Source organism: Citrobacter sp. CFNIH10 (assembly GCF_002934585.1).
Taxonomy (GTDB): domain Bacteria; phylum Pseudomonadota; class Gammaproteobacteria; order Enterobacterales; family Enterobacteriaceae; genus Citrobacter_A; species Citrobacter_A amalonaticus.
The window spans coordinates 377088-391455 of sequence record NZ_CP026216.1 but is presented as its reverse complement, the minus strand read 5'-3'; the positions used below and the strand labels follow the sequence as shown (position 1 = coordinate 391455).

The window sequence follows — 14368 nt, the reverse complement described above, 5'->3', positions numbered from 1 at the left end:
ATTCTTCTCCGTTAGCCCAGATCGCCAAATCGCACCTGAAGCGCGGTAATGGCGGTGAGCGCAGTTGTCTCAGTACGCAGAACGCGAGGTCCTAACAGAATATCAGTAAACTGATAGCGTGCGGTCATGGCAATTTCCTCTGCTGACAGCCCACCTTCCGGGCCAATCAGCAAACGAACGCGCTCAACCGGAAGCGGCAATGTGTTGATACTGTCGCTGGCGCGGGGATGGAGGTTCAGTTTCAACCCCTCGTCCTGTTCTGCACACCAGGCTTCCAGATCCATCGCCGGGCGAATTTCCGGCACCCGATTACGACCACACTGTTCGCAGGCGGCAATGGCGATTTTCTGCCACTGCTGGAGCTTCTTGTTCAGACGTTCATTGTCCAGTTTAACGCCGCAGCGTTCAGAAAAAAGTGGCGTAATGAGGCTTACACCCAGTTCGATCGATTTCTGAATGGTGAACTCCATCTTCTCGCCGCGCGACATGACCTGGCCAAGATGGATGTGCAGCGGCGATTCACGATCGTCAATCTCGCCATGTAGCACCTTTACGTCGACGCTTTTTTTGCTGGCGCGGGTGATTTCAGCGGCGAAAACCTGATTGCTGCCATCAAACAGCTGCAGTTCCTGACCTGGCCCCATCCGCAAAACGCGTCCGATATGGTTGGCAGCATCTTCGCACAGGGAAATCTGGCTGCCGGCGGTGATGGGTTCTGGGTGATAAATGCGGGGAATGCGCATAGTTATAAATCCGCGTCATCTCCCCACGCAGGCTCGCCGCGCGGGGTAAGGGGTTAATCAAATATCCCGCTAGTGTAGGTTAGCTCTTTTGCGCCTGGCAAGCGCGTTGCACGTAAGGGTTATGGTTTCCCTGAATCTTCGCGATCCGTTCGTCGCGCTCACACTCCCAGTCGGTAACTGGATACAGCCTGTTCCAGGCATTGAAAAGCTGGGTTTGCTGGCGGGATAGCGTCAGGTTGTACTGGTCGCGCATATAAAAGTAGGTCCGCGCAATCGCACCGCGCGCGCGCGCGGGTGGTTCGGCGATCTTTTCTTTGAAATCGACTTTCATGGCGCACTGCCCATATTGACCTTCGCCGCCGTTCCACTGGCTGTACATGAAGTTACCGCGATCGCCATTCACCTCACCGACGGCGGGTTGCAGGTTATGCATGTCGCTTTCCATTTTGCGATAGACCGGATCTTTGGCGCAGTTTTTCCGTCCGCCTTCCTGCCAGCATTGGCGTTGGTGGCCAAACTGCCATGCCGGAACGACGTGTTCCCATTCGATTCGGCTGGCGCGATTCTCGTTCTTTCGCACTTTGTAGCCGCAGGAGTTGAGATCGACGACCCCCTTCTTGCCCTGCCAGTTGATTTTACATCCGCAATAGAAGTCGCCAGGGACATCGGCGTTAACCTTGACGCCTGCGGTCTTTGCCTGTGAGAAACTGTTAATGCCAGCGGCCAACGTCTGGCCCGAAAGGGCTACCGTAAAAAAGGCGGTAGCCAAAAAAAGAGGACGGTACATCATGAACTCCGTATCAAAGCGAGCCCGCAACGTAACGAAAGTTGATGTGTGATGCAATCAGTCAGATCAGGAAAGTTCCTGATAGTTCTGGTTATTTAAGCGGCACTAAGGGTTCGCCGCAGTGGACGCAGCGGTAGGTGGCTTCGCCGCGCACCACGCGATTATGGCGGCGGATGGTCAGTTGATGCTCCTGACACCGGCAGCGGTATGGGAAAGTGTTGCGGCGTATCGATTGCAGTTCGAACTGATGCGTGCGGCGTGCGGGGACACCGAGCACGCTTTCCATCATCCACTTCCACTCTTTACCGTGCGGCGCAACCCGACCAAATCGCTTCCACACCAGTAAATGCGCCAGTTCGTGCGGCACCACTTCGTTGATAAACGCTTCGACGTTTTCCATCAGCAGCACCGGATTTAGGCGAATTTCGTAACTTTCCAGCCAGGCGGTGCCGGCAGAGGTGCCACGTTGTTGATACACCAACGTGGGTTCGGGATAGCTGCAGCCGAGCTTCAGGTTAGCCTGAGCGAGGTTATCGCGCAGACTACGCATGACGGCTTGCTGGACAGCAATAGGGAGACGGGCGGTTTTCATAACGGCAGAGAATAGTGCGACAGGGATGGGACTGCAAGAGGAAGGCGTCCTCCCGTGGGGGAGGACGCAAAGGGCAGATTAATCGTGTGCGCCGATTTCGCGCAGTTTACGACCTTTCATCAGGTTACGTTCAATGTGCTCCAGCGAGACGTGTTTGGTTTCCGGCACCAGCCACAGCGTCAGCAGGATAAACAGCACATTCAGACCAGCGTAAACCCAGAAGGTATTCGCATTACCGAGGTTTTGCAGCATGGTCAGGAACGTCGCGCCGACGATCATGTTGGCAATCCAGTTGGTTGCCGTCGAGCAGGTGATACCAAAATCACGGCCCTTCAGCGGCTGGATTTCAGAACACAGCACCCAAATCAGCGGACCGGCGCTCATCGCAAAACCAATGATGAACATCAGCAGCATCGCGATAGCGAAGTACTGCGCGGACGGGGAGTGGATGCCAACATGCATCATCGTTCCGAGGATCCCCATTCCGGCCGCCATCACCAGGAAACCCAGCGTCAGTGTCGGTTTACGACCCCAGCGGTCAACCAGACCGATAGCGATGAAGGTGGCCAGCACGTTGGTCAGACCGACAATCACGGTGCCCCACATCTGCTCTGAGGTGTTGGTATAACCCGCCATTTCAAAGATTTTTGGCGCGTAGTACATGATAACGTTCATTCCGGTGAATTGCTGCATCACCTGCAACAGCACGCCAAGGAACACTGCGCGACGGAAGTTGCTGTTCTCTTTGAACAACGCCCAACCGCTCTGTTTCACCTGTAGGCTTTCGCGGATTTCATCCAGCTCGCGTTTGGCTTCTGCGCTGGTATCACGCAGGCGTAGCAATACGCGTTCAGCATCGACAAAGCGCCGTTTTGCTGCAAACCAGCGCGGGCTGTCCGGCAGGAAGAAGACGCCGATCAGCAACAGAATCGCCGGGATGATAATCACGCCCAGCATCCAGCGCCATGCGCCGCTGTAGCTGAAGGCGGTATCCGACAGATAGGCGCCGAGGATCCCGATGGTGATCATCAACTGGTACATGGAGATCATACTGCCGCGAATTTTTTCCGGGGCGATCTCAGACAGGTACAGCGGGGCGGTGTACGAGGCCACGCCGACGGCCAGACCCAGCAGGACGCGGGAAAGGATCAGCACTTCAACGTTCGGCGCTGCCGCGGAGAACAGCGAACCGGCGACAAACAGGATCGCGCCGATCATCAGGCTTTTCTTGCGCCCGAGTTTGAAAGAGAGCCAGCCGCTGCCGACCGCACCGACTGCTGCACCGAACATCATGGAGCTGACGACCCACTCCTGAGTGTGTGCGGAGATCTGGAATTCATCGGTGATAAACGGTAATGCGCCAGCAATAACGCCGATATCCAGGCCAAAAAGTAATCCTGCCAGGGCTGCAAGGAAGCAGACAAAAAATGTCATCGCCTTATTGGAACGCCCCTGTTTTTTATTGTCAGGCATTATGCCCTCCGTTTGGGTTATCAGTTTTGTTGATAATTAGGGTAGGTGAGTACACCGCAAAAATATGTGATTGTTATCACGTAAGTGTAATCGGTTACACTACCCGTTTATCGTCATTTACATTAATAAGTTGAAAATTATAGATTAATTAAACTGAGGTGTATCACGTTTGCGTAGATTTAAGACTTAGCTGAAATAAAATGTAACAGCAGAGAAAGCCAGAACATGCAAAGTGATTATTCTGAAACGAGTACTTTCACCCCATGGTGTAAGCGGTTTCAATTAATGGCGTGCGGAGGAATTTCTGGCGGGGCGTAAAGAAAAAAGGCCAGCGCGAGGCTGGCCTTACGTCATGGATGTCGGTCGCTTACTTCAGACCGGCAGCGTCGCGCAGCAGAGCGGCTTTGTCGGTTTTTTCCCACGGGAAATGTTCGCGACCAAAGTGACCGTACGCAGCGGTCTCTTTGTAGATCGGGTGCAGCAGATCCAGCATCTGAATCAGACCGTACGGACGCAGATCGAAGAACTCGCGAACCAGCAGCGTCAACTGCTCAGCAGACACTTTCTCGGTACCGAAGGTTTCCACCATGATGGAAGTCGGTTCAGCCACGCCGATCGCGTAGGAAACCTGAATTTCACAACGGTCAGCCAGGCCTGCGGCAACGATGTTTTTCGCGACATAACGTCCTGCGTAAGCTGCAGAACGGTCCACTTTCGATGGATCTTTACCGGAGAATGCGCCGCCACCGTGACGCGCCATGCCGCCGTAGGTATCAACGATGATCTTACGACCGGTCAGACCGCAGTCACCCATTGGGCCGCCGATAACAAAACGGCCGGTCGGGTTGATGAAGAATTTGGTGGCAGAGTTCAGCCATTCGGTCGGCAGAACCGGCTTGATGATCTCTTCCATCACCGCTTCTTTCAGCGTCGTCTGATCGATCTCTTCCGCATGCTGGGTGGAGAGCACCACGGCGTCGATGCCGACAATTTTGCCGTCGTCGTACTGGAAGGTCACCTGGCTTTTCGCATCCGGGCGCAGCCACGGCAGGGTACCATTTTTACGCACTTCAGCCTGACGCTGCACCAGACGGTGCGCGTAGGTGATCGGCGCAGGCATCAGCACGTCGGTTTCGTTGGTGGCATAGCCAAACATCAGGCCCTGGTCGCCAGCACCCTGTTCCAGCGGATCGGCACGGTCAACGCCCTGGTTGATATCCGGAGACTGTTTACCAATGGCGCTCAGGACAGCACACGAGTTGGCATCAAAGCCCATGTCGGAATGCACATAGCCAATCTCGCGCACGGTATTACGTGTGATCTCTTCGATATCGACCCATGCGCTGGTGGTGATTTCACCGCCAACTAAAACCATGCCGGTTTTCACGTAGGTCTCACACGCGACGCGCGCTTTCGGATCCTGTTCCAGGATAGCATCGAGCACGGCATCAGAGATTTGGTCTGCGATTTTGTCAGGATGCCCTTCTGATACGGACTCGGACGTAAAAAGGTGTTTTGCCATGTTTTATTTCACCTAAGGAGAATTTGGTTAGCTCAAACTGTTGTGCGGAAAAGCCAAAGCAGAAGATTCTACCAAGGCCTGCAGGTTAGTGACACTGGCAGTCTGAGTGTTAATCGGTATGGATGGATTAACATCTGGATGGCTATTTTAGGTCACTTCTTCACCCGATTTCCACTGTTTTTTGAATCAGCTCTCACTATGTTGAAAACATGAGGGGAAATTTTTACAAACACTGCTGACAATCTGCGCATTTATGTTTTGCTTTTTCATTCTGTTGTCGGTATAAAACGCGGCGCGCGGCTCATACAAAAAGCACACGACGTTTTCTTCGTGTCGCCACTTCCAGCCGGGTTAAAACGTTAGCTTTGGCTTGTGGGTGCGTTCCTGATGGAGCGACCATGGAGGTGATAAGAGATAATGAACCGTTGTATTTTGCTGAATCTGTCGCACCGTTCTGGTGTGCGTATGTCCTCCACAATTTGCATCTCTGCTTTGCATACCTGCCGATGTTATACCCATCTCGGCGCTTCTCAGGACTCCAGAGCCGGTAACTGGCACTAAGGACTGAACAAGGGCGCTCTTGTGGAAACAAGAGTTTTCTCGTGGTTTCGCCGAACCGTCATACGTAAGTTCGGTTACGTGTTTTACAATGATATGAAAAAGAAACCGGTCGCGCAGGCGGAGTACCAGCACTTTCTGCTGGAAAATCCGACTGTTTATGGGTTGTTATCGCCTCTTCGGATTGCGATAGTAGTCAACTGTTTTACACTTGTTAATAAAATTTGAGGTTCGCTATGTCTGACGACATGTCTTTGGGTTCGCCTTCGTCAGCAGGCGAACAGGGTGTACTACGCTCCATGCAGGAGGTTGCAATGAGCTCCCAGGAAGCCAGCAAGATGCTGCGTACTTACAATATTGCCTGGTGGGGCAATAACTACTATGACGTCAATGAGTTGGGTCACATTAGCGTGTGCCCGGACCCTGACGTCCCCGAAGCGCGCGTCGATCTCGCTAAGCTGGTGAAAGCACGTGAAGCGCAAGGGCAACGCCTGCCGGCGCTGTTTTGCTTCCCGCAGATCCTGCAACACCGCCTGCGCTCTATTAACGCGGCGTTCAAACGCGCGCGTGAGTCGTACGGTTATAACGGTGACTATTTCCTGGTTTACCCCATCAAGGTTAACCAGCATCGTCGCGTCATCGAATCCTTAATCCATTCTGGCGAACCGCTGGGTCTGGAAGCCGGTTCAAAAGCGGAACTGATGGCCGTTCTGGCGCATGCCGGGATGACCCGTTCGGTAATTGTGTGTAACGGCTATAAAGACCGTGAGTACATTCGCCTGGCGCTGATTGGCGAGAAGATGGGCCATAAAGTCTATCTGGTCATCGAGAAGATGTCGGAAATCGCCATTGTGCTGGATGAAGCCGAACGTCTGAATGTCATTCCGCGTCTTGGCGTGCGTGCGCGTCTGGCTTCGCAGGGGTCTGGCAAATGGCAGTCCTCCGGCGGCGAAAAATCCAAATTTGGCCTAGCGGCTACGCAGGTTCTGCAACTGGTGGAAACGCTGCGTGAAGCCGGGCGTCTCGATAGTTTGCAACTGCTGCATTTCCACCTTGGTTCGCAGATGGCGAATATCCGTGATATCGCCACCGGTGTGCGTGAGTCTGCCCGTTTCTATGTTGAGCTGCATAAGCTCGGCGTCAACATTCAGTGCTTCGATGTGGGCGGCGGCTTGGGTGTTGACTACGAAGGAACCCGCTCGCAGTCTGACTGCTCGGTGAATTACGGCCTGAATGAGTACGCCAACAACATTATCTGGGCGATTGGCGATGCCTGTGAAGAAAATGGCCTGCCGCATCCGACGGTGATCACCGAGTCCGGTCGTGCGGTGACCGCGCACCACACGGTGCTGGTGTCCAACATCATCGGCGTTGAGCGTAACGAATATACCGTGCCTGTTGCTCCGGCTGACGACGCGCCGCGCGCGCTGCAAAGCATGTGGGAAACCTGGCAGGAGATGCACGAGCCGGGTACCCGTCGCTCGCTGCGCGAATGGCTGCACGACAGCCAGATGGATTTGCACGATATCCACATCGGATACTCCTCCGGCACTTTTAGCCTGCAGGAACGTGCGTGGGCGGAACAGCTTTATCTGAGCATGTGTCACGAAGTGCAGAAACAGCTGGATCCGCAAAACCGCGCGCATCGTCCGATCATTGATGAACTGCAAGAGCGTATGGCGGACAAAATGTACGTCAACTTCTCGCTGTTCCAGTCAATGCCGGATGCGTGGGGGATCGATCAGCTGTTCCCGGTCCTGCCGCTGGAAGGGCTGGATCAGGTACCTGAACGTCGTGCGGTTCTGTTGGACATCACTTGTGATTCCGACGGCGCTATCGATCACTACATCGACGGCGATGGCATTGCGACCACCATGCCGATGCCAGAGTACGATCCGGATAACCCGCCGATGCTCGGTTTCTTTATGGTCGGCGCATATCAGGAGATCCTCGGCAACATGCACAACCTGTTTGGCGATACCGAAGCGGTGGACGTGTTTGTCTTCCCGGACGGTAGTGTAGAAGTTGAGCTGTCGGATGAAGGGGATACCGTGGCGGACATGCTGCAATATGTGCAGTTGGATCCGAAAACGCTGCTGACACACTTCCGCGATCAGGTGAAACAAACCGGCCTGGACGATGCGCTGCAGCAGCAGTTCCTCGAAGAGTTCGAAGCGGGTCTGTACGGCTATACGTATCTTGAAGATGAATAATGGCTGATGCCCGGGCGACTTGAACCTGGGCAATTAAGCAGCGATAATTTACTCAATTACTGTGTTTACGAATCAAACCCTTTCTCGTCGGGCCTAACGACGCGGGAGGGTTTTTTTATATTGACGAATATGAGGTTTTTGCCATGAGCACCTTAGGTCATCAGTACGATAAATCCCTGGTTTCTAACGCCTTTGGCTTCCTGCGTCTGCCGCTGAATTTCCAGCCGTATGACAGCGATGCCGACTGGGTGATCACTGGCGTGCCGTTTGACATGGCGACGTCTGGTCGCGCGGGTGGGCGTCACGGCCCGGCGGCGATCCGTCAGGTGTCAACGAATCTGGCGTGGGAACACAACCGCTTCCCGTGGAATTTCGATATGCGTGAGCGCCTGAACGTGGTGGACTGCGGCGATCTGGTTTACGCCTTTGGCGATGCGCGTGAAATGAGTGAAAAACTGCAGGCGCATGCAGAGAAACTGCTGGCTGCCGGTAAGCGTATGCTCTCTTTTGGCGGCGACCACTTTGTGACGCTGCCGCTGCTGCGCGCGCACGCGAAACACTTTGGCAAAATGGCGCTGGTTCATTTCGATGCCCACACCGACACCTATGCGAATGGCTGTGAGTTCGACCATGGCACCATGTTCTACACTGCGCCGAACGAAGGGTTGATCGATCCGAATCACTCCGTGCAGATCGGCATTCGTACAGAATTCGACAAAGACAACGGCTTTACCGTGCTGGACGCCTGCCAGGTGAACGATCGCGGCGTTGATGACATCATCGCTCAGGTGAAACAGATTGTCGGCGACATGCCGGTCTATCTGACCTTTGATATCGACTGCCTGGATCCGGCATTCGCGCCGGGGACCGGTACGCCAGTGATTGGCGGTCTGACTTCCGATCGCGCCATCAAGCTGGTGCGCGGCCTGAAAGATCTGAACATCGTAGGGATGGACGTGGTGGAAGTGGCGCCGGCTTACGATCAGTCAGAAATCACCGCCCTGGCGGCGGCAACGCTGGCGCTGGAGATGCTGTACATTCAGGCAGCGAAGAAAGGCGAGTAACGGGTTTCGGGCTATTTTACTCGCCATTTTGAACCCGGGCAGTGCTCGCCATCCTCACGTACTCCGTGTACGCTCCGGTGGCTGTGCGCTGTCCAGGCTCAAACTGGCTTCGCCAATAACGCCCGATCACCGGACTAAATTTGTAGTTCTGTAGTTCTGTAGGCCGGATAAGGCGCTTACGCCATCATCCGGCACGCTTGAATGTTACTTAATCCCGTCTGCTTTCATACGATCGCGAATATGTTGCGCACGTTCTGCGGAGGCCGGGTGATCGTCAAACATTGAGCTTTGACGACCTTCTTCCAGTTTCGCCAGTTTTTCGAAGCTGGTGGCAAGACCCGCCGGGCTGATACCGCGTTTGCGCAACAAATCGTACGAGTAGTCGTCCGCTTCCGCTTCCTGACGCTGGGAGAACTGCGAGTTCACCAGTTTTTCCCCCAGATCGCCGAGCTGTGATTGCGACAGGCTGCCGACGATCCCACCCGCTGAGGCTGCGGCTGCACGAACGGCGTTAGTGCCCAGCGCCACCTGCATACCTTTCTTCACGTGGCCGAGCGCAACGTGACCCATTTCATGGCCAATCACAGCTTCGACTTCGTTGTCCGTCATCATGTCCATCAGGCCGCTATAGACACGAATACAGCCGTTCGCCATCGCGAAGGCATTCACGTCTTTCGCCATGTAGACCTTGTAGTTGACCGCTTGTCCGTTGATGTTATCGCCGAGCGCCGTGGCGATTTTGTTCAGGCGCTTCGCGTACTCGCTGCCGGCTGGCGCGATAGTCGCTTTACCATCCATTTCCGTACAGGCCTGGTTGCTTAACGCGATAACCTGCGTGTCGCTCAGACTGTAGGCCTGAAAAGCCTCGGCCCCTGAGGAGAGCAGTCCATTGGAATTCATATTCTGGCAGCCGGTCAACACCGTCGCCATGCCCATAGCAAGCAGTAACGCGCGAATCTTCATGTTTTTTCTTCCACACGAAATGAGGATTGTTCTAAAAGTGCGCGATTTACAGATGAATCCGCGCTCTCGCTAAGTATAAAGAAAAGAACAACAAGCGGGCGAGCAGATTGCGCAACATGCGAGTGTGATCCGGAGATTTCTGAAGCGGCAAAAGGATGCTCCATGTACATGACACGCGGCTTGGGTTACATTGTTGGCACTTTTTTCCGGCGTAGCCCAAAACGCGCTGTCGTCAAGTCGTTGCGGGTATGGCCTTCATCATCCGATCTGGAGTCAAAATGTCCTCACGTAAAGAGCTTGCCAATGCTATTCGTGCGCTGAGCATGGACGCAGTACAGAAAGCCAAATCCGGTCATCCGGGTGCCCCGATGGGTATGGCTGACATTGCCGAAGTCCTGTGGCGTGATTTCCTGAACCACAACCCGAGCAACCCGTCCTGGGCCGATCGTGACCGTTTCGTACTGTCTAACGGCCACGGCTCCATGTTGATTTACAGCCTGCTGCACCTCACCGGTTACGATCTGCCGATGTCTGAGCTGCAGAACTTCCGTCAGCTGCATTCCAAAACTCCGGGCCACCCGGAAGTGGGTTACACCGCCGGTGTGGAAACCACTACCGGTCCGCTGGGTCAGGGTATTGCGAACGCGGTCGGTATGGCTATCGCTGAAAAAACACTGGCTGCACAGTTTAACCGTCCGGGCCATGACATCGTTGACCACTACACCTATGCGTTCATGGGCGACGGCTGCATGATGGAAGGTATCTCTCACGAGGTATGCTCTCTGGCCGGTACGCTGAAGCTGGGCAAACTGGTTGCGTTCTACGATGACAACGGTATCTCTATCGACGGTCACGTTGAAGGCTGGTTCACTGACGACACCGCTAAACGTTTTGAAGCCTATGGCTGGCACGTTGTGCGCGGCGTAGATGGTCACGATGCTGACGCGATCAAACGTGCAGTCGAAGAAGCACGTGCCGTCACTGACAAACCGTCCCTGCTGATGTGCAAAACCATCATCGGTTTCGGTTCCCCGAACAAAGCGGGTACCCACGACTCCCACGGCGCGCCGCTGGGCGACGCAGAAATCGCACTGACCCGCGAACAGTTGGGCTGGAAATACGCGCCGTTCGAAATCCCGTCTGAAATCTACGCTCAGTGGGATGCGAAAGAAGCCGGTCAGGCGAAAGAGTCTGCCTGGAACGAGAAATTTGCCGCCTACGCGAAAGCCTTCCCGCAGGAAGCAGCTGAGTTCACCCGTCGTATGAAAGGTGAAATGCCGTCTGATTTCGACGCAAAAGCGAACGAGTTTATTGCTAAGCTGCAGGCTAATCCGGCGAAAATCGCCAGCCGTAAAGCGTCTCAGAATGCGATCGAAGCGTTTGGTCCGTTGCTGCCAGAATTCCTCGGCGGCTCTGCTGACCTGGCGCCGTCTAACCTGACGCTGTGGTCGGGTTCTAAAGCGATCAATGAAGATGCTGCCGGTAACTATATCCATTACGGCGTACGCGAATTCGGTATGACCGCGATTGCCAACGGTATCTCCCTGCACGGTGGTTTCCTGCCGTACACCTCCACCTTCCTGATGTTCGTGGAATATGCCCGTAACGCGGTACGCATGGCTGCGCTGATGAAACAGCGTCAGGTGATGGTTTACACCCACGACTCCATCGGTCTGGGCGAAGATGGCCCGACTCACCAGCCGGTAGAGCAGGTGGCTTCTCTGCGCGTCACGCCGAACATGAGCACCTGGCGTCCATGTGACCAGGTTGAATCCGCCGTGGCGTGGAAGTACGGCGTTGAGCGTCAGGACGGCCCGACCGCGCTGATCCTCTCCCGTCAGAACCTGGCACAGCAGGAACGTACTGAAGAGCAACTGGCGAACATCGCGCGCGGTGGCTACGTATTGAAAGATTGTGCAGGCCAGCCTGAGCTTATCTTCATCGCGACCGGTTCTGAAGTTGAGCTGGCGGTTGCCGCATGGGACAAACTGACCGCAGAAGGCGTGAAAGCGCGCGTGGTCTCCATGCCATCTACTGACGCGTTCGACAAGCAGGATGCTGCTTACCGTGAATCCGTACTGCCGAAAGCGGTTACCGCTCGCGTGGCAGTGGAAGCCGGTATCGCTGACTACTGGTTCAAGTACGTGGGTCTGAACGGCGCGATCGTCGGGATGACCACCTTCGGTGAATCTGCTCCGGCAGAGCTGCTGTTCGAAGAGTTCGGCTTCACCGTCGACAACGTTGTCGCGAAAGCAAAAGCACTGCTGTAATCATCATTACAACAGTCTCTAACGGGTCGCTTCGGCGGCCCGTTATCATCTGGGACGGTATTTATTTTCACTCAGGCAAGGGGTTATTGTCGATCCGCTTCACAAAACTGACATTTTGTGTATTACCAAAATTGTAATGTGAGTCACATAATTGCTCTTGCTGTTTTTATTTTTATTTGTAATTGGTTGTTTTTTAATGATTTAAATTATTCCCCCTTTTCCCTGTCTCTGTTTTCCCCTCGATTGCTTTCATTTTGCCGCACGCGTATTTTGTTTTTAGCGAGACGCTGTACCCTAAAAATAAAATAAGGACAATTTATGCGGTTGATTGACTATTTTCCTGAAGCTTCTATTTCAATAAAAGCGGTGGCAAAGAACTGGCAGGAAGCTATTGATTTTTCCATGGCATCGTTGCTGGCAAATCATTATGTGAATGCCAATTATATCCAGGCTATAAAAGATTCGACGATCAACAATGGTCCTTATTATATTCTGGCTCCCGGTGTGGCGATGCCTCATGCTCGTCCGGAATGCGGCGCGCTAAAAACAGGCATGTCATTAACGCTACTTAAACAGGAAGTACAATTTGCCGACGATGACGAACCCGTAAAATTACTTATTGGGTTATCAGCGGCAAATGCCGATTCACATATCGGCGCTATCCAGGCTTTAAGCGAACTATTATGTGAAGAGGAAAACCTCGCAGCATTATTTGCTGCTAAATCAGAAAAACAGCTGGCGGATATTATCGCCCGCGCATAATCATTTTCTCCTCGACAGGATATTATCATGGAACACAAGTCTGCTCGTGCAAAGGTCCAGGCTTTTGGGGGATTTTTGACTGCAATGGTCATCCCTAATATCGGTGCTTTTATTGCCTGGGGTTTTATTACTGCATTATTTATTCCGACAGGGTGGATGCCCAATGAGCATTTCGCCAAAATAGTCGGTCCGATGATTACCTATTTATTACCCGTTATGATTGGCTCCACCGGTGGACATCTGGTGGGTGGGAAGCGCGGGGCGGTGATGGGGGGGATCGGTACCATCGGCGTGATTATTGGCGCAGATATCCCGATGTTCCTCGGTTCCATGATTATGGGGCCACTGGGTGGTCTGGTGATTAAATACATTGACCGACTGCTGGACCAGCGTATTCCCGCAGGCTTTGAGATGGTGATTAATAACTTCTCATTAGGCATTGCCGGAATGATGTTGTGCCTGCTGGGGTTTGAAGTCATTGGCCCGGCGGTCCTCATTGCCAATAACTTTGTGAAAGAGTGTATTGAATCACTGGTACATGCAGGTTATCTACCGCTGCTTTCACTAATTAATGAACCCGCGAAAATCCTCTTTCTGAATAATGCCATCGATCAGGGGGTCTATTATCCGCTGGGAATGCAGCAAGCCTCGGAGACAGGAAAATCCATCTTTTTCATGGTGGCCTCAAACCCTGGCCCCGGTTTAGGTTTACTGCTGGCGTTTACCTTCTTTGGTAAAGGGATGGCGAAGAAATCTGCACCCGGCGCCATGATTATCCATTTTCTGGGCGGCATTCACGAACTCTACTTCCCGTACGTGCTGATGAAGCCACTGACCCTGGTGGGCATGATTGCCGGGGGAATGAGCGGAACATGGGTGTTTAACCTGTTAGGCGGTGGCCTGGTTGCGGGTCCGAGCCCAGGGTCGATTTTCGCTTACCTGGCATTGACGCCAAAAGGCTCTTTCCTTGCCACGATTGCGGGCGTCACGGCGGGAACCGTGGTGACCTTTATCATCACCTCATTGATCCTGAAAATGGAAAGAAATGGTCTGGCCGAGAGTGAAGAGACGTTCAGTGATTCCGCCAAAGCTGTTAAAGCCATGAAGCAGGAAGGCAGTTTTTCATATCGCCATGTCAAACGTATCGCCTTTGTGTGTGATGCGGGAATGGGGTCCAGTGCGATGGGGGCAACGACGTTTCGTAAGCGCCTGGAAAAAGCCGGGTTGTCTATCGATGTCAAACATTACGCCATCGAAAATGTCCCTGACGATGCCGATATTATCGTGACGCACGCCAGTCTTGAGGGCCGCGTTAAACGAGTCAGTCATAAGCCTCTGGTGTTGATTAAAAATTATATTGGCGACCCGCTGCTTGACGATTTATTTAATCACTTAACGTCGAATTAGCATTTCTGGTTCCT

General features: G+C 53.6%; 13 protein-coding genes. 7 read left to right on the top strand and 6 right to left on the bottom strand.

All coding sequences use genetic code 11. The features are described 5' to 3' along the window. Positions 1–11: 11 nt before the first annotated feature. From rsmE to metK, 5 genes are all read right to left on the bottom strand, one after another. Positions 12–743: a 16S rRNA (uracil(1498)-N(3))-methyltransferase gene (gene rsmE, locus C2U53_RS05120; RefSeq protein ID WP_042998055.1), complete on the bottom strand. Its 732-nt coding sequence runs from the start codon at positions 741–743 to the stop codon at positions 12–14. 79 nt (positions 744–822) lie between these two features. Further along, complete coding sequence (gene endA / locus C2U53_RS05115) at positions 823–1530, bottom strand: deoxyribonuclease I (protein ID WP_044263980.1); 708 nt, start codon at positions 1528–1530, stop codon at positions 823–825. Positions 1531–1621: 91 nt separating this feature from the next. Then, positions 1622–2122 (bottom strand): SprT family zinc-dependent metalloprotease, encoded by a 501-nt coding sequence (locus tag C2U53_RS05110; RefSeq protein WP_044255652.1) that lies wholly within the window; start codon positions 2120–2122, stop codon positions 1622–1624. A gap of 78 nt (positions 2123–2200) precedes the next feature. Further along, entirely contained in the window at positions 2201–3595 is a 1395-nt protein-coding gene (galP, locus tag C2U53_RS05105) for a galactose/proton symporter (protein WP_042324088.1), read from the bottom strand. Positions 3596–3962: 367 nt separating this feature from the next. Continuing rightward, positions 3963–5117, bottom strand: a complete 1155-nt coding sequence (gene metK, locus C2U53_RS05100; RefSeq protein ID WP_042998052.1) for a methionine adenosyltransferase — start codon at positions 5115–5117, stop codon at positions 3963–3965. 417 nt (positions 5118–5534) lie between these two features. On the opposite strand from metK, the gene C2U53_RS30605 reads away from it, so the two are divergent. The 4 genes from C2U53_RS30605 (at position 5535) to speB (ending at position 8952) form a co-directional block, all read left to right on the top strand. Further along, positions 5535–5678 (top strand): hypothetical protein, encoded by a 144-nt coding sequence (locus tag C2U53_RS30605; RefSeq protein WP_269460499.1) that lies wholly within the window; start codon positions 5535–5537, stop codon positions 5676–5678. A gap of 93 nt (positions 5679–5771) precedes the next feature. Next, positions 5772–5903 carry an acid stress response protein YqgB gene (gene yqgB, locus C2U53_RS05085; RefSeq protein ID WP_043001726.1) on the top strand — a complete coding sequence of 44 codons (132 nt, stop codon included), beginning with the start codon at positions 5772–5774 and terminating at the stop codon, positions 5901–5903. A gap of 8 nt (positions 5904–5911) precedes the next feature. Further along, positions 5912–7888 (top strand): biosynthetic arginine decarboxylase, encoded by a 1977-nt coding sequence (gene speA / locus C2U53_RS05080; protein ID WP_042998051.1) that lies wholly within the window; start codon positions 5912–5914, stop codon positions 7886–7888. A gap of 143 nt (positions 7889–8031) precedes the next feature. Then, the gene (speB, locus tag C2U53_RS05075; RefSeq protein WP_104445688.1) at positions 8032–8952 is read left to right on the top strand and encodes an agmatinase; all 921 of its coding nucleotides are present in this window, start codon (positions 8032–8034) and stop codon (positions 8950–8952) included. Positions 8953–9156: 204 nt separating this feature from the next. On the opposite strand, the gene C2U53_RS05065 is transcribed toward speB, so the two are convergent. Continuing rightward, positions 9157–9915 (bottom strand): M48 family metallopeptidase, encoded by a 759-nt coding sequence (locus C2U53_RS05065; RefSeq protein WP_042998049.1) that lies wholly within the window; start codon positions 9913–9915, stop codon positions 9157–9159. A gap of 278 nt (positions 9916–10193) precedes the next feature. On the opposite strand from C2U53_RS05065, the gene tkt reads away from it, so the two are divergent. From tkt to C2U53_RS05050, 3 genes are all read left to right on the top strand, one after another. Then, complete coding sequence (tkt, locus tag C2U53_RS05060; protein WP_042998048.1) at positions 10194–12185, top strand: transketolase; 1992 nt, start codon at positions 10194–10196, stop codon at positions 12183–12185. Between the two features lie 318 nt (positions 12186–12503). Beyond that, positions 12504–12947 (top strand): PTS mannitol transporter subunit IIA, encoded by a 444-nt coding sequence (gene cmtB, locus C2U53_RS05055; RefSeq protein WP_042998047.1) that lies wholly within the window; start codon positions 12504–12506, stop codon positions 12945–12947. Positions 12948–12974: 27 nt separating this feature from the next. Beyond that, positions 12975–14354, top strand: coding sequence for a PTS mannitol transporter subunit IICB (locus C2U53_RS05050; protein ID WP_042998046.1), 1380 nt, complete (start codon positions 12975–12977; stop codon positions 14352–14354). Positions 14355–14368: the final 14 nt, after the last annotated feature.